At 67.3% G+C, this 18,494-nt stretch carries 16 protein-coding genes; 4 read left to right on the forward strand and 12 right to left on the reverse strand.

The genetic code is table 11. The annotated features are described in order from the left end of the window. The first annotated feature begins 52 nt into the window (after positions 1 to 52). Positions 53 to 1,030, forward strand: a complete 978-nt coding sequence (locus AC5P7E_RS03885) for a uroporphyrinogen-III C-methyltransferase (protein ID WP_012478740.1) — start codon at positions 53 to 55, stop codon at positions 1,028 to 1,030. 6 nt (positions 1,031 to 1,036) lie between these two features. Next, on the forward strand, positions 1,037 to 2,332 hold the full coding sequence (locus AC5P7E_RS03890) for a heme biosynthesis HemY N-terminal domain-containing protein (RefSeq protein ID WP_012478739.1): 1,296 nt from the start codon (positions 1,037 to 1,039) through the stop codon (positions 2,330 to 2,332). A gap of 110 nt (positions 2,333 to 2,442) precedes the next feature. Here the strand turns inward: AC5P7E_RS03890 and AC5P7E_RS03895 are convergent, their stop codons facing one another. Beyond that, positions 2,443 to 3,738: an acetyl-CoA C-acetyltransferase gene (locus tag AC5P7E_RS03895; protein WP_012478738.1), complete on the reverse strand. Its 1,296-nt coding sequence runs from the start codon at positions 3,736 to 3,738 to the stop codon at positions 2,443 to 2,445. A gap of 93 nt (positions 3,739 to 3,831) precedes the next feature. Here AC5P7E_RS03895 and AC5P7E_RS03900 point away from each other — a divergent pair, with 93 nt between their 5' ends. Then, positions 3,832 to 4,719 carry a hypothetical protein gene (locus tag AC5P7E_RS03900; protein WP_033834616.1) on the forward strand — a complete coding sequence of 296 codons (888 nt, stop codon included), beginning with the start codon at positions 3,832 to 3,834 and terminating at the stop codon, positions 4,717 to 4,719. Positions 4,720 to 4,818: 99 nt separating this feature from the next. After that, positions 4,819 to 5,886, forward strand: coding sequence for a TonB family protein (locus AC5P7E_RS03905; protein WP_114618713.1), 1,068 nt, complete (start codon positions 4,819 to 4,821; stop codon positions 5,884 to 5,886). A gap of 100 nt (positions 5,887 to 5,986) precedes the next feature. Here the strand turns inward: AC5P7E_RS03905 and AC5P7E_RS03910 are convergent, their stop codons facing one another. The 11 genes from AC5P7E_RS03910 to glnA all read right to left on the reverse strand — a co-directional run bounded on the left by AC5P7E_RS03910 (position 5,987) and on the right by glnA (position 18,333). Further along, positions 5,987 to 6,613 carry a superoxide dismutase family protein gene (locus tag AC5P7E_RS03910; protein WP_114618714.1) on the reverse strand — a complete coding sequence of 209 codons (627 nt, stop codon included), beginning with the start codon at positions 6,611 to 6,613 and terminating at the stop codon, positions 5,987 to 5,989. 31 nt (positions 6,614 to 6,644) lie between these two features. Beyond that, positions 6,645 to 7,214 (reverse strand): superoxide dismutase family protein, encoded by a 570-nt coding sequence (locus AC5P7E_RS03915; protein WP_005407586.1) that lies wholly within the window; start codon positions 7,212 to 7,214, stop codon positions 6,645 to 6,647. Positions 7,215 to 7,307: 93 nt separating this feature from the next. Further along, positions 7,308 to 8,756, reverse strand: coding sequence for a nitrogen regulation protein NR(I) (ntrC, locus tag AC5P7E_RS03920; RefSeq protein ID WP_099472779.1), 1,449 nt, complete (start codon positions 8,754 to 8,756; stop codon positions 7,308 to 7,310). Continuing rightward, positions 8,749 to 9,810, reverse strand: a complete 1,062-nt coding sequence (locus tag AC5P7E_RS03925; protein WP_033834635.1) for a two-component system sensor histidine kinase NtrB — start codon at positions 9,808 to 9,810, stop codon at positions 8,749 to 8,751. The genes ntrC and AC5P7E_RS03925 overlap by 8 nt, the downstream gene beginning before the upstream one ends. Before the next feature lie 114 nt (positions 9,811 to 9,924). Beyond that, positions 9,925 to 11,988 (reverse strand): TonB-dependent receptor, encoded by a 2,064-nt coding sequence (locus AC5P7E_RS03930; protein WP_197596190.1) that lies wholly within the window; start codon positions 11,986 to 11,988, stop codon positions 9,925 to 9,927. Between the two features lie 107 nt (positions 11,989 to 12,095). Then, complete coding sequence (locus AC5P7E_RS03935; protein WP_021204073.1) at positions 12,096 to 12,410, reverse strand: hypothetical protein; 315 nt, start codon at positions 12,408 to 12,410, stop codon at positions 12,096 to 12,098. A 109-nt stretch (positions 12,411 to 12,519) separates the two neighbouring features. Beyond that, positions 12,520 to 13,686 (reverse strand): murein transglycosylase A, encoded by a 1,167-nt coding sequence (gene mltA / locus AC5P7E_RS03940; protein ID WP_114618747.1) that lies wholly within the window; start codon positions 13,684 to 13,686, stop codon positions 12,520 to 12,522. 67 nt (positions 13,687 to 13,753) lie between these two features. After that, positions 13,754 to 14,500 (reverse strand): N-acetylmuramoyl-L-alanine amidase, encoded by a 747-nt coding sequence (locus tag AC5P7E_RS03945; protein WP_114618717.1) that lies wholly within the window; start codon positions 14,498 to 14,500, stop codon positions 13,754 to 13,756. A gap of 285 nt (positions 14,501 to 14,785) precedes the next feature. Continuing rightward, a complete protein-coding gene (locus tag AC5P7E_RS03950; protein ID WP_114618718.1) occupies positions 14,786 to 16,216 on the reverse strand; it encodes an ammonium transporter in 1,431 nt (476 codons plus the stop codon). A 21-nt stretch (positions 16,217 to 16,237) separates the two neighbouring features. Continuing rightward, complete coding sequence (locus tag AC5P7E_RS03955) at positions 16,238 to 16,576, reverse strand: P-II family nitrogen regulator (protein ID WP_004134334.1); 339 nt, start codon at positions 16,574 to 16,576, stop codon at positions 16,238 to 16,240. A 347-nt stretch (positions 16,577 to 16,923) separates the two neighbouring features. After that, positions 16,924 to 18,333: a type I glutamate--ammonia ligase gene (gene glnA / locus AC5P7E_RS03960; RefSeq protein WP_005407550.1), complete on the reverse strand. Its 1,410-nt coding sequence runs from the start codon at positions 18,331 to 18,333 to the stop codon at positions 16,924 to 16,926. Positions 18,334 to 18,494 lie beyond the last annotated feature (161 nt).

Genomic DNA, 18,494 nt, shown 5'->3' on the forward strand with positions numbered 1-18,494 from the left:
ACAACGCGGCCTGCCGGATCCTGACCGGCGACGTTGCCGACAAGGAAGCCCCATGAACGAGACTCCGCCCGTTTCCCCGCCCCGTCGACCCGTGCGCTGGCTGCTGCCGCTGGCCGGGGTGGTCGTGCTTGGCGTGGGCGGCTATGCCGGCTGGTACGTCTGGCAGCAGCAACAGCACGAACAGGAAGCGCAGGCACAGACCATGGCCGTGCAGCTGCAGGGCCTGGAGGCGACGCTGGATGCACTGCGCCGCGACCAGCGCGCGACCAGCCAGCGCCTGCAGGATGCGGCGACCACCAACCGCGTGCTGCGCGACGAGATGCTGGGCCTTTCGCAGCGCAGTGCGCTGCTGGAAGAGAACCTGGCCAAGCTGGCCGACAGCGCCAACCAGGGCCGCCAGGCGGTACAGCGCGATGAGGCCGAACTGCTGCTGACCCAGGCGGCGCAACGGCTGAATTATGCCGACGACGTGGAAGGCGCGCGCCGCCTGTATGCACAGGCCGCCACCGCGCTGGCCGATCTGCCCGACAGCGATGGCCTGAACCTGCGCCAGGCATTGGTGCAGGAGCGCGATGCACTCGATGCGCTGGGCGCCGGCCCGCGCGTGCAGTCGCTGCAGCGGCTGGATGCCTTGGCCAGGGCACTGCAGGGGCTGCCGTCGCAGGTGACCGGCAACGCTGCGACCGACACCGCAAAACCGTGGTGGCAATCGACGCTGGCCCCGTTCGTGGACATCACCCCGAGCCGCCAGAATGGCCCGCTGACCGCCGCCGAACGTCGCAATGCCGACGACGCCCTGCAGCTGGAACTGACCCTGGCGCGCGCCGCGATCGAACGCGGCGACCGCACGGGCCGCGATACCGCACTGGAACGCGTGGAGCACTGGGCACAGCGGCGCTGGCCGGATTCACCGGCCCTGCGCGCGCAACGTGCTGAACTGAAGGCCTTGCGCGAGCTTCCGCTGCAGGCCAGCAACACCGTGCTTGGCAGCACCCTGCAGCAACTGCGCACCCAGACCGACCGGAGGTAATCCCGCATGAAACCCCTGCAATCCCTGGTTGTGCTGTTGCTGGCGGTGGCCATCGGCGTGGTGGCCGCGCAATGGCTGGGCGCCGATGACCTCAACCGTTTCGGTGAAGTGACCCTGCGCTACGGCGGTTACGACTACCACAGCAACCTGCCGAAGGTGGCGCTGCTGTCGGTGATCGCAGTGCTGGTGCTGTGGCTGCTGTGGAGCCTGATTGCCGCACCGTTCCGCGCCTGGGGCCGCTACCGCCGCAAGCAGGGCCGGGTGCGCCTGATCGACGGCCTGCAGGCCTACGAGCACGGCCAGTGGCAGCGTGCCGAGAAGCTACTGGATGGCGCTGCCAAGGACCCGGAAGTGAGCGCGGTGGCGCTGGCCAATGCCGTGCGCAGCGCACAGGCACGTGCCGACGGCCCCGCCGGTGAAGCGCTGCTGCAGCGTCTTGGCGAGAGCGATGCCACCCTGCAGGCACTGCTGCGCGCCGAACAGCTGCTGGCGCGCGATCTGCCGGTGGATGCGATCAATGCATTGGACGTGGCGGCGATCCAGCCGCTGCCGCCGCGCGGCCTGTGGCTGCGTACCGAAGCGCTGGCGCGTGCCGGCCGCGCACACGAGGCCTATGGCCAGCTGGGTGCGCTGCGCCAGAGCAAGGTACTGCCGGCCGAATCAAACAGCGAACTGGAAGCCCGCCTGGCCGCACAGGCGCTGCTGGAAGCGGCCGACGTCAACGCATTGGCCGCACAGTGGGAAGCCACGCCGAAGGCGCTGCGGCCGACCCCGGACGTGGTGGGCGCCTATGCCAGCCGCGCGGTGGCCCTGAACTGGGATGAGCCGGCGCTGCTGGCGCTGGAACAGGCGCTGGACCAGCGCTGGGACGACGAACTGGTGGCGCTGTACGGCCGCCTGCCGGCCGAGCGCCTGGCCACCCGCCAGGCCAACCTGGCGCGCTGGCGCAATGTGCATGATGGCTCGGCCGCACTGCATCTGGCGCAGGGCCGCGTGGCCCTGGCCCAGCAGCAGTGGGATGCCGCCGATACGTTCCTGCACGAGGCCATCGCCGCCGGCGCCGGTGCCCCGGCGTGGGAAGCGCTGGGCGAACTGTTCGCGCAGCGTGGCGAGCACGCGCTGGCCGCGCAGTGCCTGGCCAATGCGCTGCGACTGCAGCGCGGCGAGGACAGCGTGGCGCTGGTGCGCGGCAGCGAGGCGCCGCTACGTGCCACGGTGGAAGAGCAGCCGATCGCGGTGCAGCCGCCAGTGTATGACGCCAATGAAGAGCGCGACGAGTTCGGCAACCCGCGGTTGCCGTGAGGCGTGCCGACCAACGGTCGGCACCCACCGGAGCAACAAAAAAAACGCCGCCCATTGGGCGGCGTTTTCGTACCAGCGCTGCCGGCCAGCGGCCGGCACTACCGTGATGCTCAGCGTTCGACGATCGCCACCACGCCCATGCCGCCGGCGGTGCAGATCGACACCAGCGCGCGGCCACCGCCGCGTTCGGCCAGCTGCTTGGCTGCGGTAGCAATCACACGTGCACCGGTGGCGGCGAACGGATGGCCGGTGGCCAGCGACGAGCCCAGCAGGTTGATCTTGTCCGGGTCGATACGGCCCATCGGCGCATCCAGGCCCAGGCGGTTGCGGCAGTAATCCTCGCTCTCCCACGCACGCAGGGTGCACAGCACCTGTGCAGCGAAGGCCTCGTGGATCTCGTAGATGTCGAAGTCCTGCAGGGTCAGGCCATTGCGCTTGAGCATCTCCGGCACGGCCACGGTCGGTGCCATCAGCAGGCCTTCGCCATGCACGAAGTCCACCGCAGAGACGTGCGCATCGCGCAGGTACGCCTGCGGCTCATGGCCGTGCGCACGCGCCCACTCTTCACTGGCCAGCAGCACCGCGGCGGCGCCATCGGTCAACGGCGTGGAGTTGGCGGCGGTCAGGGTGCCACGGCCGGAGACCTTGTCGAAGGCCGGCTTCAGCGTGGCCAGCTTTTCCAGCGAGGTATCCGGACGCAGTATGTTGTCGCGCTCGACGCCACGGAACGGTGCGATCAGATCGTTGAAGAAACCGCGCTCATAGGCAGCGGCCAGCTTCTTGTGCGAGGACACCGCCCACTCGTCCTGCGAGTCGCGCGAGATGTTCCATTCCTTGGCCATGTCCTCGCAGTGGTCGCCCATGCTCTTGCCGGTGCGCGGCTCGGCCACGCCCGGGAACTCGGGCTTGAGCTCGGAGAACTTGAAGCCGGAAGTGAGCGCGCGGATCTTGTCGCCAGTGCTCTTGGCACGGTTGGCGGCCAGCAGGCGCGCGCGCAGCTTCTTGCCGTAGACGATCGGCACGTCGGAGGTGGTGTCCGAACCGCCGCCGATGCCCGATTCGATCTGGCCCAGCGCGATCTTGTTGGCGACGGTGATGATGCTGTCCAGCGAGGTGCCACAGGCGCGCTGCAGTGTGATGCCCGGGGTCAGCGGCGACAGGCCGGACGACAGCGTGGCTTCACGGCCCAGGTTCCAGTCGCTGGAGTGCTTGATCACCGCACCCATCGCCACTTCACCCAGCTGCTGGCCGTGCAGGCCGAACCGTTCGACCAGCGCGCCCAGCGTACGGACCGACATGCCGAGGTTGCCGACATCCGAATACGCGGTGTTCTGGCGGCAGAACGGAATGCGGACGCCACCGAGGATGGCGACGGGACGAGCGTTGGGCATGGAGATACCTGGCATGGATGAGGGTGTCTGCAACATGGCCTGCACGGCGGAGCAGGCATAATGGAGCCAAGTGTAGCTGCCGCCCTGTGATGGGCCAACCGTGGAACCATGAGCAAACCCGACCCCGCGATGAATGCCCTTGGCGTGCTGGCCCTGGAACTGGCCGGCGGTGAAATCCCCCGCCAGGCGGTACTCAGCGCCGAACAGGCCGGTGAACTGGCCGATCGCGTCGGCCGCGACCTGTCCAAGCTAGTGCCGCAGGTGGCCGAGCTGGACCTGGTGTTCGCCGCCGCCCATTTCGACCCGGCCGAGGTGCTGCGCCCGGGCTGGCCGATCCATCGCCGCCTGGAAGAACTGCAGATGCGTGCGCCGGGCCGCAACCAGGGCCCGCGCCTGCTGGCCTTTGGTACCGACGCCCAGGGCGACGTGCCGCTACCGTTCCAGGCCGACGCCAGCCTGGTGGGCGGCGGCCTGCGCGTGGTGCCGTTCCTGCTGACTGGCAGCGACGTGGCGACGACCAATGCGGTGGCCGAGGCGCTGGAAGACACGCTGCTGGCCAACGGCATGGCCCATGCCGACACTGCGTTGATGGCGCAGAACACCTTCGGTGCCCGCATCGAGCACGCGCGCTATTTCACCGTGAATGATCTGGCCGCGATGATGTCGATGCAGTACGACAACCAGGGTCTGGCTGCGCTGTGGCCGCTGATCGAGACCGCGATCATGGCCCCCGGTGAAGACGAATGGCTCAACGCCGCGCCCGAGCCGCTGCTGCGTTACACGCATGGCGAAGCACGCATGGCGCTGTTCGATCCGGCCGGCTGGTGCGCGCACTACGATTACGGCAAGAACGATTGCGACCGCCTGAAGGGCATCTACGAGCAGTTCCTGATGCGCCAGCGACAGATGGCCGCGGTGCTGGAAGCACATGGCGTGCCGGTACTGTTCGTGCACTGCGAGGCCGGCCAGGACGCGCGCGAACTGCTGGCGCGCTGATCAAGCCGCACCACGCGCCGCCAACCGGTTCGGCGGCGCGATGTGCCACCATTGCGGGCTTGTGCATGGATCACTCATGCGCGATCAAGGACGAACTGCATGCTGTATACACTTCAATGCGCAGGGCTGACCCTGCTTGCCGCAGCCGTCTGTGGCCTTCCGATCATGGCCCAGGCAGCGGTACCGGTTGCCGCGACACCCACCTGCACAGTTGCGCCGGCCTTCGCTGCTGCCGTGGCGGAGCCCGAGGTCTATGACAGCCATATCAGCTTCAGCAACACGGTCAAGGTGCAGGTCAACGTCGATGCGCAGGGCCGCGCCCACGATGCGCGCGTGCTGAACGGCTCCCACAACCGGGTGCTGGATGATGCAGCCCGGCAGGCGGCCCTCAGCTGGAAGTATCAGTGCAAGGGCCTGGGCGGCATCGCGCAACCGGTCGTGCCTGTTCCGGAACCGGCTTGCCGGCTGGACCGCCTTAGCTGGGCGGACAACGAACCCAGGTTCTCCAGCGCAGTGCGGTCCAGCGGTTTGCGCGGCTCGGCGGAAGTCTGGTTGCGCCCGGTGGCCGGCGATCCGGCAAAAACGGAGGTGAAGATCGGCCGGAGCAGCGGGGATGCACGCATTGATGACACGGTGCTCAACGCCGCACGGAACTGGCGGCTGACCTGCCCGCCGGACGCGCCCGTGAAGCACCCCTGGATCAGCTTCACCCAGTCATTCAACTTCGAACCGCGGCGCCAGCCAGCGGCCACGGAGGCATCAGAGCCGGAGCCAGATGATGTGGTGATTGCAAATGATGCCCTGCTGGAATTCGGCACCGTCGCCGGCTTCGTCGAAGCGCTGCCGAAGATGAAGGGTGTAGATCTTGCGCCGGATCAGTCGAGTCAGCCGGGGATGACGCTCTACAACACCAGTCTTGGCGCGATCATGCGGGAAATCGAGATGACCGAGGGACGGTTGAAGCCGGTGACCATGACCCACTGGCTGGTGATGGTGCCGCCCCACCGCACGGCACCGGCCGTGGTGCGCACCTTCAAGCGCGAAGTGATCGATGCCAAGACGGGCAAGGCCCACATGCAGACCGATATCTCGATCCTGTGTGAAAGCGGCCCTGCCGAATGCGCTGAACTGCGGCAGCGACGCGACACATTGCTGCGATCCCCCTGACCGCAGCAAAGGCAGCCGAGCATCGGCTCGGCTCTACAGGAAGGGATGCAAGAAAAACGCCGGCTTGCGCCGGCGTTTTCCATTTCCAGCAGGAGCGCGCTTACGGCGCCTTCTGGATCACCGCACACGCCAGGCGCGCGCCGGCATTGCCGGTCGGCTGGGTCTTGTAGTCATCCGCATCGGCGTGGACGATCAGGCCACGGCCGATGATGTCGAAGTCATCACCCTTGCCGATGTTCACGTTGCTCGACACCGGGCCGTCGATGGTGGCCACGCCCTTGTCGTCGGCCTTGATGTTGGGCATGTCGCCGCCGTGGTGCGGATCGGTGGCGACACTGCCGTGATCCTGCTTGCCCGGGTTGAAGTGGCCACCGGCGCTCATGCCGTCCGGGGCGCTGCAGTCGCCCTTCTCGTGAATGTGGAAGCCGTGCTCGCTGCCCGGCTTCAGGCCGCTGATCTGGCCGGTCACGTGGACCTTGCCATCGACCACCTTGAAGGTGACGCTGCCCTTGGTCTCGTTGCCCTGGGTCGGTGCCAGCTCGGCGCTGGCCGTAGCATCTGCAGCCGGTGCAGCCGCCGGGGCCGGCGTTGCAGCCGGTTCGGTGGTGGCACCGTCGGCCGGCGCGGCCGGCGGGGTTTCAGCCTGCGGCGCGGCCGGCTGCTGGTTGCAGGCCGCCAGGCCCAGCGCAGCAATGGCTGCGAACAGCGAAGTGTGGATCAAGCGCATGGAATCTCTCCCTGGATGATGCCTGCAGTGATCAGCGGACAACCCGGATCACGCCACAGGCGATGCGGACGCCGGCATTGCCGGCGGGCTGGCTGCGATAGTCGTCGGCGTTGGCATGCACGACCAGTGCACGTCCGGCGATATCGGTGGCGGCGCCTCCGCCAAGGGTAACTCCCTTGAGGTGGATATCGACGTTGGCGCGGCCCTGGGCGTCGGCACGCAGATTGTCCATGTCGCCCAGGTGGTGCTTGCCGGTGCCGGCGCGGCCATGCGCGGCGCCACCGGGGTTGAAGTGGTTGCCGGCACTGCTGGCATCCACCGCACTGCAGTCGCCGCGCTCGTGGATGTGGAAGCCAGCCTGCTGCATCGGCTGCAGGCCACCGATCAGGCCGGTGATGTGGATACCGCCGGGCTCCACCATCAGTGCGATGCGGCCACTGACAATGCTGGCCGAGGCCGGCGCAAGATTGGCCTCGCCCTGCTTCGCTGCGCTGACCACGGTCGGCGGCGGCGGAGTAGGTTCGGTCTTTTTCGGCGCGCTGCCACAGGCAGACAGCAGCACGGCGGCGGACAACGGCAGGATGGCAAAGGACAGACGCATCAAAGACTCCTTGCAGATGACACTAAGCGTTGCATCGTCCATGAACGATCAACGGTTCGGCAAGCGGGCGCGAGGATCGCGTGCAGGGGCCGTTCAATGGCCCCCGCGGCGGCGCCCGGCGCCCAGCTTGCGGGTAAGGGTATTGCGGCCAAGGCCCAGGCGGGCCGCGGCTTCGGCACGGCGGCCGTGGGTGATCTGCAGCGCGGCCTCCAGCAGGGCATGGTCGACCCGCTCGCGCACCTGCGCGTGCAGCCCTTCCACGCCTTCGGCCAGCTGACGGCGTGCCCATTCGGCCAGCAGCGCTTCCCACTGCCCCGGATCGGCGCTGGTGGTGCTGCTGCGACGACCGCGCGTACGGTTGAGCGCGGTATCGACGTCGGCCACGCCGATGGTGTCGGCGGCCGCCAACGCCGCCATCCGCCAGCACACGTTTTCCAGTTCGCGCACGTTGCCCGGCCAGTCGTGTTCGCGCAGCGCCTGCAGTGCGGCCGCGGTCAGGCGCTTCGGCGGCGTATCCAGCTTGCGCGCGGCGGCGGCCAGGAACGTACTGGCCAGCTGTGCGATGTCCTCGCGGCGCTCGCGCAGCGGTGGCAGCTGCAGGCGCACCACGTCGAGGCGGTGCAGCAGGTCGGCGCGGAACTTTCCTTGTGCAACCAGCCCTTCCAGGTCCTGGTGGGTGGCGGCGACCACGCGCACGTCGACGCGGATCAGTTCACGGCCACCGACGCGGAAGAACTCGCCCTGCGCCAGCACGCGCAGCAGCCGGGTCTGCAACGGCAGCGGCATGTCGCCGATCTCATCCAGGAACAGCGTGCCGCCATCGGCCTGCTCGAAGCGGCCGATATGGCGGCGCTGCGCGCCGGTGAAGGCGCCGGCTTCGTGGCCGAACAACTCGCTTTCCAGCAGCTCGGACGGGATTGCAGCGGTATTGAGCGCGACGAAGGGCCCCTGCGCGCGCGGTGATTCGCGATGCAGCGCATTGGCCACCAGCTCCTTGCCGGTGCCGGTCTCGCCGGTGATCAGCACCGCCAGCGGTGCCTGCGCCAGGCGACCGATGGCGCGGAACAGCGCGCGCATCGGCGGGGTATCGCCCACCAGTTGCGGCGGTTGGTCGCTATGCGCTTCGGCCGCAGGTGTGGCCGCCGCCAATGCCGGTGCGACGGCCGGCAGCACCCGTTGCGCCAGTGCCACCGCATCGTCCAGATCGAACGGCTTGGACAGGAATTCATGCGCGCCACCGCGGAACGCGCCGGCCGTGCTGGCTACATCGGTATAGGCCGACATCACCACCACCGGCAGCTGCGGCAGCGCGGCCTTGAGCTTGTCCAGCAGCACCAGGCCATCGTCGCCGGGCATGCGCACATCGGTGAACAGCAGCGCCGGTGGCGGGCCTTCGCTCAACGCCTGCAGGGCGGGTGCGGCGCTGTCGAAATCGAGGACCTGGTAGCCCGCCTCGCGTAGCGCGGTGCACAGCACGAAGCGCACGGCCCGATCGTCATCGACCACCCAGATGCACTGCGGGGACGAAGAGGACTCAGACATCGCGCGGGACCTCCTCGGCCGGGGCGGCGCCGCTGACGATCGGCAGCAGCAGAGTGAACACGGTATGGCCCGGGCGCGAGCGGTAGGTCAGCGTGCCGCGATGCTCGCGCGCCACCTGCTGGGCCAGCGCCAGGCCCAGGCCAGTGCCTTCGGCACGGCCACTCACCAAGGGCAGGAACAGGTGTTCAGCCAGTTCCTCGGGAACGCCACGGCCGTCGTCGGCGATTTCCAGGCGCAACGCCAGCGTGTGCAGCTGCTCGGCAATGCGCACGCCATGCTCCACGCGGGTGCGCAGGGTGATGTTGCCGGCGCCGGCCTGGATCGCGTTGCGCACCAGGTTCCAGACCGCCTGGGTGAGGCGGTCGGCGTCACCATGGAATTCGGGGATGCTGGGGTCGTAGTCACGCTGCAGGCGCACCGCCCAGCCGGCTTCGCTCTCGGCCAGGCGCAGCACGCGTTCCAGCGCGGCATGGATGTTCAGTTCGGCATGCGGCGCGGCCGGGGCCGGCGACAACAGCTGGTCGAGCAGGCCGTTGAGGCGCTCGATCTCCGAACCGATCAGTTCGATCAGCTCACGTTCGCCGGCGTCGCGCTGAGCGGCACGCCGCGCCAGCAGCTGCGCCGCGCCCTTCAGCCCGGCCAGCGGATTACGCAGTTCGTGGGCCAGCCCCTTCAGCGCCGCGCTGAGCGCGCTGGGCAGCGCCTGGGTGGGATCGAGTCCTGGGAACTCATCGACCGGATGCGCCTCCAGCAGCCAGCCGCCATCGTCGCGGCGGCTCATCCAGCCCTCGGCGAAGCGCGGCGCCTCGCCGGGCACCGCCAGCGCCAGCCGGTTCAGGCGCAGGCTGTCGCGCTCGTCGCGGGCCAGGAAATGGGCCAACGCCTCGCCCTGCACTTCCAAGGCGACCAATGGCCGACCCAGCAGGCGCCGGACGCTGACGCCCAGCCAGCGGGCGAAGGCCGGATTGCAGCCGGCAATGCAGCCATCGGCCCCGGCCCAGGCCAGCGGCGTGCCCAGGGCATCGAGGGACGGCGGGGGTGCGGGGTCGGACATTGCACCAATGTAGTGCAAAACAGGGGTCCGGGGTCGGATCCCTTTCCGTGAGGAAAGGGCTCTGACCCCTGCCGCAGGTCGAGCAAGCTCGACCACTACCAGATGCGTGGCCGGTTACAGCTTCATGTTCAGGCCGACGAACACGCTGCGGCCCGGGGCCGGCGAGAACATCGGGCGGGCGCGGTCCCAGAAGAAGCTGTCGTACCAGGCGTAGGCGTACTGGCGGCCGGTGACGTTCTTCAGCTGCAGGTCCACGCTGAAACGCGGGGTGAGCTGATAGGCCGCACTGAGGTCGAGCACGGCGAAGCCACCGAACTTGCCGGCCACGTTGCGTTCTTCCAGGTAGTAATCGCCCTGTGCACGCGCCTGCAGGCCCAGCCGCAGCGCATCCGTGGCGCGGTAATCCACACCCAGATTGCTGATATGGCGCGGGGTGGCAGCCACTTCGCGGCCCTGCAGGGAAATGCCGGCATCGCGGTCGTCGCGGGTGATCTTCGCTTCCTGGTAGGCGTGCGAAGCCCATACCGTCCAGTCGTCGCCCAGTTGCAGGCTCAACTGCGCATCCACGCCTCGTCGGCGGGTCTTGCCCAGGGTGACCGTGGTGCCAGTGGCCGGCATGTTGGATACCTCGTTTTCCGCGTCCTGCTGCCACACCGCCAGGCGCGCCTGGGCGCCCTGGAACGGCTGGAACTTCAGGCCCAGCTCCATGCCGGTGTTGGTGGACGGCTGCATCGGTGCCTGCCCGGGGGTGAGGTAGGCCGGCGCGGTGGACCCGGTCAGTACCTGGAAGGTGCGGCCCCAGTTCGCGTAGACGTGGGTGGTCTGGCCCAGGCTGTGGATGATGCTCAGCTTGGGCTGACCGATGGTGCCGTAGTCCTGCAGGCGTCCGCGGACGCCGTTCATCAGGTGCGTGCTGCCACTGAAGCGATCGATACGATAGGCCGGCACGATCTTCCAGGCCTCGACCGGCTGGTAGATGGCCTGCACGTAAGCGCCCCAGTTGTCGAAGCTGTGGCGATCGTTGTTCTGCACCCGCGCCGGCGGCTGGCTGAAATCAGTGGGTTCGGCGTAGGCGTAGCGCTCGCGGATGTAGCCGTTGTCCTGCTGCTCGTAGTTCAGGCCGCCCTCGACAGTAAGCGCGGAACTGGCCTGCCAGGTCAGGGTGCTGAGCAGTCCGGCCTGACGCTCGTCCCACATGCGGCGCTGGCGCGGCAGGTTGCCGGTGGGCAGGTCGCTGAAGGTCACGCGGCGGTCGTCTTCATAGCGGTTGTAGTAGAGCCGCGTGCCGAAGGTGAGTGCGTCGGACAGCTTCAGGTCGACGTGCGCGGCGATCTGCCGCATGTCGCGGTCATCGCCATCATTGCCGTTGCGCAGCTCGCTGCCACGGCGGAGCGTGCGCAGTTCCTCGGCGGTCATGAAGCCCGGTTCGTCGGCCTCATGGTGGTAGGCGCGCGCCGTCAGGCCCACGCGCAGCCCTTCGTCCAGCGTGCCGAAGAACCACTTGCCGCCCAGCGAGTACTTCTTCGAGGTGTCGTGGTCGCGATAGCCATCGCTGGCCTGGGTGCCGACAAAATAGTTCTGCGCGAAGCCATTGGCTTCGCGGCCAACCGCCAGCTGTGCATCACGGGTGTTGTAGCTGCCGTAGGCCAGGCGCGCATCGGTGTAGCTGCCGCCTTGGCGCGTACCGAAGTTCACGTTGCCACCGATGTTGTGCAGCCCATAGCGCGGGTCGTTGGTCCCGCGCACCACTTCGATGTAGCTGATGTCCAGCGGGAACAGCATGTCGATGAAGCGCTGGTTGCCGCTGTTGACGTTGCTGGGGATGCCATCGATCAGCGTCTTGATGGCATTGAGGTAACCCTCGCCGTTGAAGGCGCGGAAGCTGACCTTGCCGGATTCGGCGCCCTGCCGGGTTTCGGTGAGCTGGATGCCGGGCATCTGCCCGAGCAGTTCCCAGCTGTGCGAGACGTTGCGGTTTTCGATCTGGTCTGCACCCAGGACGTCCACCGAGGTCAGCACCTGGTGCGCACTGAGCTGGCCTTCGCCGTGCTGGTGCACCTGCACCTGCACCTGCACCTGCACCTTGCCGAGGGTGAGCGCGGCATCGGCGGACTGTGCGAAAGCTTCAGGGGCGAGCGGCGCGGCCGCCAGGGCGGCCACAAGGGTGGGAGTCTTCATGGGAAGGGGTGGCTGCGGTGAAATGTAATCATATAACATTTCACATGCCCACTTTTGCAGCGTCGAGCAAGGCTCGGCGCTACAAGGGCGGGTGCCGGGGGCTTGGATTACACCGGGTAGCCGGTGGCTTCCCGTGCCTTCTTCCAGGCGGCTTCGAATTCACGCGCGGAGATTTCGTCGTCCTCGTCGAAATCCAGGAACGACACTGGCTGGTCGGCCAGCAGGAAGCGGTCGTCGCTGTGGGCATGCTCGTCGGCCCAGACCATCCTGGTGCCGTAGATTTCCACTTGGCGCACGATCTTCTCGCCACGGGCTTCCATCAGCACGTTGCCCTTGCCCAGGCCCGATTCGGCCCAGTGCTTGTAGTACTTCTTTGCGGCGGATTTCGCGCCGGGTTTTGCGTTGTGCTTTGCGTAGGTCATTGCAGGGGTCCTGGCCGCAGGCGCGGCCGGAAAGTTCGGAATGGCGCCATTATCAGGCATCCGGGGTCAGAGCCCTTCCCTTTGGAAAGGGATCCGACCCCCTGCTGGTTCAGTTCGGCAGGGGCACGCCCTTCGGCCACAGCATCCAGATATTGCCCTTCTGCTTCATGTCGCCGGCCAGCTTGCCGGCGGCATCCCCGCTGCCCCAGTACAGGTCGGCGCGCACCTCACCGGCGATGGCGCCGCCGGTGTCCTGCGCGGCCACCGGGCGCACCACCGGGGTGCCGTCCGGGCGCGTGGTGGAGAGCCACAGCAGGCTGCCCAGCGGCACCACGCTGCGGTCCACCGCCACGCTGTAGCCGGCGGTAAGCGGCACGTTCAGCGAACCACGCGGGCCTTCCGGGCTGTCCGGGTTGCGCACGAAGAACACGTAGCTGGGGTTGCTGCGCAGCAGTTCCGGCACGCGCGCGGGATTGGCCCGTGCCCAGGCGCGGATCGCGTCCATGGTGACGTCTTCCTTCTTCAGCTGGCCCTGGTCCACCAGCCAGCGCCCGATGGCGCGGTAGGGGTGGCCATTCTGTTCCGCATAGGCCAGACGCACCTGCTTGCCATCGGCCAGGCGCACGCGGCCGGACCCCTGGATCTGCAGCAGCTGCAGGTCCATCGGGTCGGTCAGCCAGGCCAGCACCGGGGCGTTGGCGCCCTTGGCCGCGATGGTGCCGGCGTCGTCATAGGGCTTGAGCACCTTGCCTTCGACGCGACCGCGCAGGCGCTTGCCCTTCAGTTCCGGGTAGAGGCTCTCCAGCTGCACCACCACCAGATCATCCGGCGTGCCGTAGACCGGTACGGTCGCCGTGGCGGTACGGGTCAGGCTGCCGGCATAGATCGGCTCGTAGTAGCCGGTAATCAGTCCGTCGGCCTGGTGGCCACCGGCACGCAGCGCATAGGCATCGAGGTCGCGCTGCAGGAACTGGCGGATCGCGGCCGGGTCCTTGTCTGACACCGCTGCGGCGGTGGCGCAGGGTTTGGCCCAGACCGCATCGTTCTTCAGGCGGGTGCAGCTGCTGCGCCAGGCAACGAAACCGGCCTGCAGATCGCTGTTTGAGACCGCTGGCAGGGCTTTCCAGTCGACCCTGGCGTAGGTGGCCGCCGGCGGTGAGGTCGGCGTGGGCGCTTCGGAACCCGTGCGGGGAGCGGTGGTGGCGCAACCGGCGAGCACCGCCGCTGCCAACAGGGTCCAGTGCTTGCGCTTAAAGAAGGTAGCGGAATCGATCATGCCGCCATGGTGGCGGGCCGGCCGCTGGGCGGCAACCCAGCGCGGGGTCAAGCGTTCATGCGCGGGGTCACGGTGTCTGCAGCAGCAGCGAATGCAGGATGCGCGCGTCTTCGGCATCCAGCGTCTTTGGCAGGTCGTCGCGGCCGCGGAAGCGGCGGTGGAATGCAGCGACAGTGGCTTCACGGTTGTCCAGCGGATAACCGAAGCGGGCCAGCGCATTCCACGCGTCGAAGCCTTCCGGTGCCGCGCCGTCAGCGGCGCGCGGCCATACCCCGAAGCCAGCCTCGGCCAGCTGTTGCCAGGGGAAGAAGCGGCTCGGATCCTGCTTGCGCGTCGGCGCCAGGTCGGCATGGCCGATCACCTGTCGCGGCGGAATGTTCAGGCGGGTGGTGAGATCGCGCAGCAGCACGATCAGCGATTCGATCTGCGCCGCACTGAACGGGCTGCGGCCATCGTTGTCGAGCTCGATACCGATGGAAGCCGAGTTGAGATCGGTGATGGTGCCCCAGCGCCCGGCGCCGGCGTGCCAGGCGCGGCGCTCATCGGCCACCAGCTGGTAACGATGGCCATCGGCGCCGACCAGGTAATGCGCACTGACCGGTCCACCGCTGTTGGCTGTACGCAACGTATGCAGGCTCTGCTGCACCGACTTCTGCTCGGTGTGGTGGATGACGATGATGACCGGCGTGCGCGCGTTCTGGTTGGGTGATGGCACCCAGGTGGCGAGCGGGTTGCGGGTTTCCTGCGGCGCGGAGGCACAGGCAGCCAGCAGCAGGCAGGCCGAGAGCATCAGGACAGTGCGGATCGGGTGCATGGCCTGATTGTGCGCGATCAGGCGCGATGATGCATGCCGCCGTGCAGAGCAAGCTTGGCACCCACCAGAGAGGATGCGGTAGATCCACGCCATGCGTGGATGGGCTACCCGCTGTGCCGACCAACGGTCGGCACCCACCAGAGCAGACCCAGACCCTGTGCCAAGCAAGCTTGGCACCCACCAGAGCAGGAGCAGTGCCAGGCAAGCTTGGCACCCACCAGAACAGTAGAAGTGCCGACCAACGGTCGGCACCCACAACATCAATGCAGTAGCTCCGCCGCTACTTCAGGCCTCGTAGGCGGATTCGCCGTGCGAGGTCACATCCAGGCCGGTGCGTTCGGCCTCTTCGGTCACGCGCAGGCCAACCACGCTGCGCACCACCAGCAGGATCAGCGTGGTCACCACCGCCGACCACACCACGGTGAGACCGACGCTGACCACCTGCACCCAGACCTGGTGCGCGATATCCAGATCCGCCTTGGTACCACCCAGCGACTGTGCACTGAACACACCGGTAAGGATCGCGCCGACGATGCCGCCGACACCATGCACACCGAACACGTCGGCGGTGTCATCCACTTTCAGCAGGCGCTTGAGGCCCGTGACGCCCCAGACGCAGACCACGCCGGCGACGAAGCCGATGATGATCGCGCCGAGTGGGCCGACGGTGCCACATGCCGGGGTGATGCCGACCAGGCCGGCCACCGCGCCCGAGGCCGCGCCCAGTGCCGACGGCTTGCCCTTGCTGATTGCTTCCACCAGCGTCCAGCCGAGCACCGCAGCTGCCGTAGCCAGCACGGTATTGAGGAAGGCCAGCGAGGCCACGGTATCGGCCGCCGCCGCCGAGCCGGCGTTGAAGCCGAACCAGCCCACCCACAGCAGCATTGCGCCGATGTAGGTAAACGGCACGTTGTGCGGCTTCAGCGCGGTCTGGCCATAGCCCAGGCGCTTGCCGACGAACCACGCGGCAACCAGGCCTGCAACGCCCGCGTTGATGTGCACCACGGTACCGCCGGCGAAGTCGATGGCACCCAGCTCACCCAGGTAGCCGCCACCCCAGACGATGTGGGCCATCGGGATGTAGCTGAGGGTGAACCACAGCGCCGAGAACAGCAGCACCGCGCGGAACTTGATGCGCTCGGCGAAGGCACCGACGATCAGCGCGGTGGTGATACCGGCAAAGGTCGACTGGAACGCGACGAACAGATAGTCCGGCAGGCCCTTGATCGGTGTGTTGCCGACCGACTCGGGGGTGAAGCCCTTGAGGAAGGCGAACTCGGTGAACGACCCGAAGAAGGGATTGCCCGCGCTGAACACCGCGCTGTAGCCGTAGGCCACCCACAGCAGCAGCACCAGCGAGAACACCACCAGGATCTGGCTGAGCACCGACAGCACGTTCTTCGAGCGCACCAGCCCGCCGTAGAACAGGGCCAGGCCCGGCACCACCATCAACAGCACCAGCAGGGTGGAGGTGAGCATCCAGGCCACGTCGCCATGATCATAGGCGGCGGCCGCTTCGGCCACGGCCGGTGCAGCGGCTGCAGCTGCAGGGTCCTGCAGCGGTTCAACGGCCACGCTTTCGCTTGGCAGCGGCGACACCTGCGCCTGGGCGTGGGCATTGCCCGGCCAGGCACCCGCGGCCAGCGCGCTGAGCAGCATCAACAGGCACACGATATGGAACCGGGCTTGCCACCCGGTGAGAAGGCGCATCTTCATGGGGGAGTCTCCGGAAGGGGGTTACAGCGCGTCGGCACCGATTTCGCCGGTGCGGATACGGATGACCTGTTCGACGGCGGTGACGAAGATCTTGCCGTCACCGATCTTGCCGGTGCCTGCCGACGATTGGATCGCTTCGATCACCGCATCGGCACGCTCGTCGGTGACCACGGTTTCGATCTTGATCTTGGGCAGGAAGTCGACGACGTACTCGGCGCCGCGATACAGCTCGGTGTGGCCCTTCTGGCGGCCGAAGCCTTTCACTTCGGTCACGGTGATGCCCGACACGCCTGCATCGGACAGGGCCTCGCGGACCTCGTCGAGCTTGAACGGTCGGATGATGGCGGAGATCAGTTTCATGCGCATGTCCCGAGGGTGGATGGGGCCAGCGCGCCAGTGCGCGTTGGCATCAGGCAACCACGGGTCATCAGGATGATGACCGTGGCTGTTGCACCGGACACGTACAGGGCCGGGACGGCCGTGCCTCTCTCCTTGCACGACCGACGCGGGAGGGAGGGCGGCCCTGGTCGCGTATCCGGTCTCTCTCTTGCCCCTGGATAAGCGGGCCAAAGGCCCGCGTTCCAATGCAGCGGACTGACAGTCCGCTCTACAACGGCGGGCCTGCGCCCGCCTTGCGGCTCCCCAGCCGCGAAAACGGAAGCGATGGCGGCGGGTGGGAGGGGGAAGCCCACCGCCATCGCATCCGGTCAGCTGGCGTAGTACAGCTGGTACTCCAGCGGGTGGGTGGCCGCGCGGAACTTGGTCACTTCCTGCATCTTCAGCGCGATGTAGCCGTCGATGAAGTCATCGCTCATCACGCCACCGGCCTTCAGGAACTCGCGGTCCTTGTCCAGCGCTTCCAGCGCCTGGTCCAGCGAGGAGCAGACCTGCGGGATCAGCTTCTCTTCTTCCGGCGGCAGGTCGTACAGGTCCTTGTCGCTCGGTGCGCCCGGGTCGATCTGGTTCTTGATGCCGTCCAGGCCGGCCATCATCAGCGCAGTGAAGGTGAGGTAGCCGGACTGGATCGGGTCCGGGAAGCGCATTTCGATACGGCGCGCCTTCGGGTTGGAGACCCACGGAATGCGGCACGAGGCCGAACGGTTGCGGGCCGAATAGGCCAGCATCACCGGCGCTTCGAAGCCCGGCACCAGGCGCTTGTAGCTGTTGGTGCCCGAGTTGGCGAAGGCATTGATGGCCTTGGCGTGCTTGAAGATGCCGCCGATGTACCACAGCGCCAGCTGGCTCAGGCCGCCGTAGCCGTCACCGGAGAACAGGTTGGTGCCGCCCTTGGACAGCGACTGGTGCACGTGCATGCCGCTGCCGTTGTCGCCGACGATCGGCTTGGGCATGAAGGTGACGGTCTTGCCGTTGCGGTGCGCGACGTTCTTGATCACGTACTTCATGCGCAGCAGTTCGTCGGCCTTCTGCACCAGGGTGCTGAACTTGGTGCCGATCTCGCACTGGCCGGCGGTGGCCACTTCGTGGTGCTGCACTTCCACTTCGATGCCGACCTGTTCCAGGGTCTTGCACATCTCGGCGCGCAGGTCGTGCAGGGTGTCGGTCGGCGGAACCGGGAAATAGCCGCCCTTCACGCCCGGACGGTAACCGCTGTTGGCGCCGTCGTACTTGGCGCCGCTGTTCCAGGCGGCTTCTTCGGAATCGACCTTGAAGAAAGTGTTGCCCATTTCATTGGCGAAACGGACAGAGTCGAAGATGAAGAATTCCGGCTCCGGGCCGAAGAACGCGGTTTCGGCAATGCCGGAGGACTTCAGGTAGGCCTCGGCGCGCTTGGCGATGCCGCGCGGGCAACGGCCATACGGCTGCATGGTGGCCGGGTCGAGGATGTCGCAGCTGATCACGATGGTCGGATCGGCGTAGAACGGGTCGACGTAGGCGCTGGCGGTATCCGGCAGCAGCACCATGTCCGACTCGTTGATGCCCTTCCAGCCGGCGATCGAGCTGCCATCGAACATCTTGCCTTCTTCGAACAGCGACGGTTCGACGATGCTGACCGGGAAGGTCACGTGCTGCTCGACACCACGCATGTCGACAAAGCGCAGATCGACGAATTCGATCTGGTTGTCCTTGATCAGCTTCTCAACGTTTTCCACGGACATCGGTACGACCTCGGATGGGGATGAATGCCTGCTGAGGTAGAGCAACGACCGTGCCAACTTTTTACAGCCCGCAAGTCATTGATTTCAAAAAGAGTGCCCCGGACCGGTGCAAATTGGTGCGCACCAATGAGGTGCGCCCGCCACCAGACGCACCCGTTTGG

The sequence above is a fragment of the Stenotrophomonas sp. YJH_SMC_25 genome (assembly GCF_059369595.1).

Coding starts and splice junctions, on each gene's coding strand:
- AC5P7E_RS03925 (WP_033834635.1), bottom strand. CDS start 9,810: ATGTCCGACCCCGCACCCCCGCCGTCCCTCGATGCCCTGGGCACGCCG.
- glnA (WP_005407550.1), bottom strand. CDS start 18,333: ATGTCCGTGGAAAACGTTGAGAAGCTGATCAAGGACAACCAGATCGAA.
- AC5P7E_RS03945 (WP_114618717.1), bottom strand. CDS start 14,500: ATGCACCCGATCCGCACTGTCCTGATGCTCTCGGCCTGCCTGCTGCTG.
- AC5P7E_RS03915 (WP_005407586.1), bottom strand. CDS start 7,214: ATGCGTCTGTCCTTTGCCATCCTGCCGTTGTCCGCCGCCGTGCTGCTG.
- AC5P7E_RS03905 (WP_114618713.1), top strand. CDS start 4,819: ATGCTGTATACACTTCAATGCGCAGGGCTGACCCTGCTTGCCGCAGCC.
- ntrC (WP_099472779.1), bottom strand. CDS start 8,756: ATGTCTGAGTCCTCTTCGTCCCCGCAGTGCATCTGGGTGGTCGATGAC.
- AC5P7E_RS03890 (WP_012478739.1), top strand. CDS start 1,037: ATGAAACCCCTGCAATCCCTGGTTGTGCTGTTGCTGGCGGTGGCCATC.
- AC5P7E_RS03910 (WP_114618714.1), bottom strand. CDS start 6,613: ATGCGCTTGATCCACACTTCGCTGTTCGCAGCCATTGCTGCGCTGGGC.
- AC5P7E_RS03900 (WP_033834616.1), top strand. CDS start 3,832: ATGAGCAAACCCGACCCCGCGATGAATGCCCTTGGCGTGCTGGCCCTG.
- AC5P7E_RS03895 (WP_012478738.1), bottom strand. CDS start 3,738: ATGCCAGGTATCTCCATGCCCAACGCTCGTCCCGTCGCCATCCTCGGT.
- AC5P7E_RS03930 (WP_197596190.1), bottom strand. CDS start 11,988: ATGAAGACTCCCACCCTTGTGGCCGCCCTGGCGGCCGCGCCGCTCGCC.
- AC5P7E_RS03935 (WP_021204073.1), bottom strand. CDS start 12,410: ATGACCTACGCAAAGCACAACGCAAAACCCGGCGCGAAATCCGCCGCA.
- AC5P7E_RS03885 (WP_012478740.1), top strand. CDS start 53: ATGAACGAGACTCCGCCCGTTTCCCCGCCCCGTCGACCCGTGCGCTGG.
- AC5P7E_RS03955 (WP_004134334.1), bottom strand. CDS start 16,576: ATGAAACTGATCTCCGCCATCATCCGACCGTTCAAGCTCGACGAGGTC.
- AC5P7E_RS03950 (WP_114618718.1), bottom strand. CDS start 16,216: ATGAAGATGCGCCTTCTCACCGGGTGGCAAGCCCGGTTCCATATCGTG.
- mltA (WP_114618747.1), bottom strand. CDS start 13,686: ATGATCGATTCCGCTACCTTCTTTAAGCGCAAGCACTGGACCCTGTTG.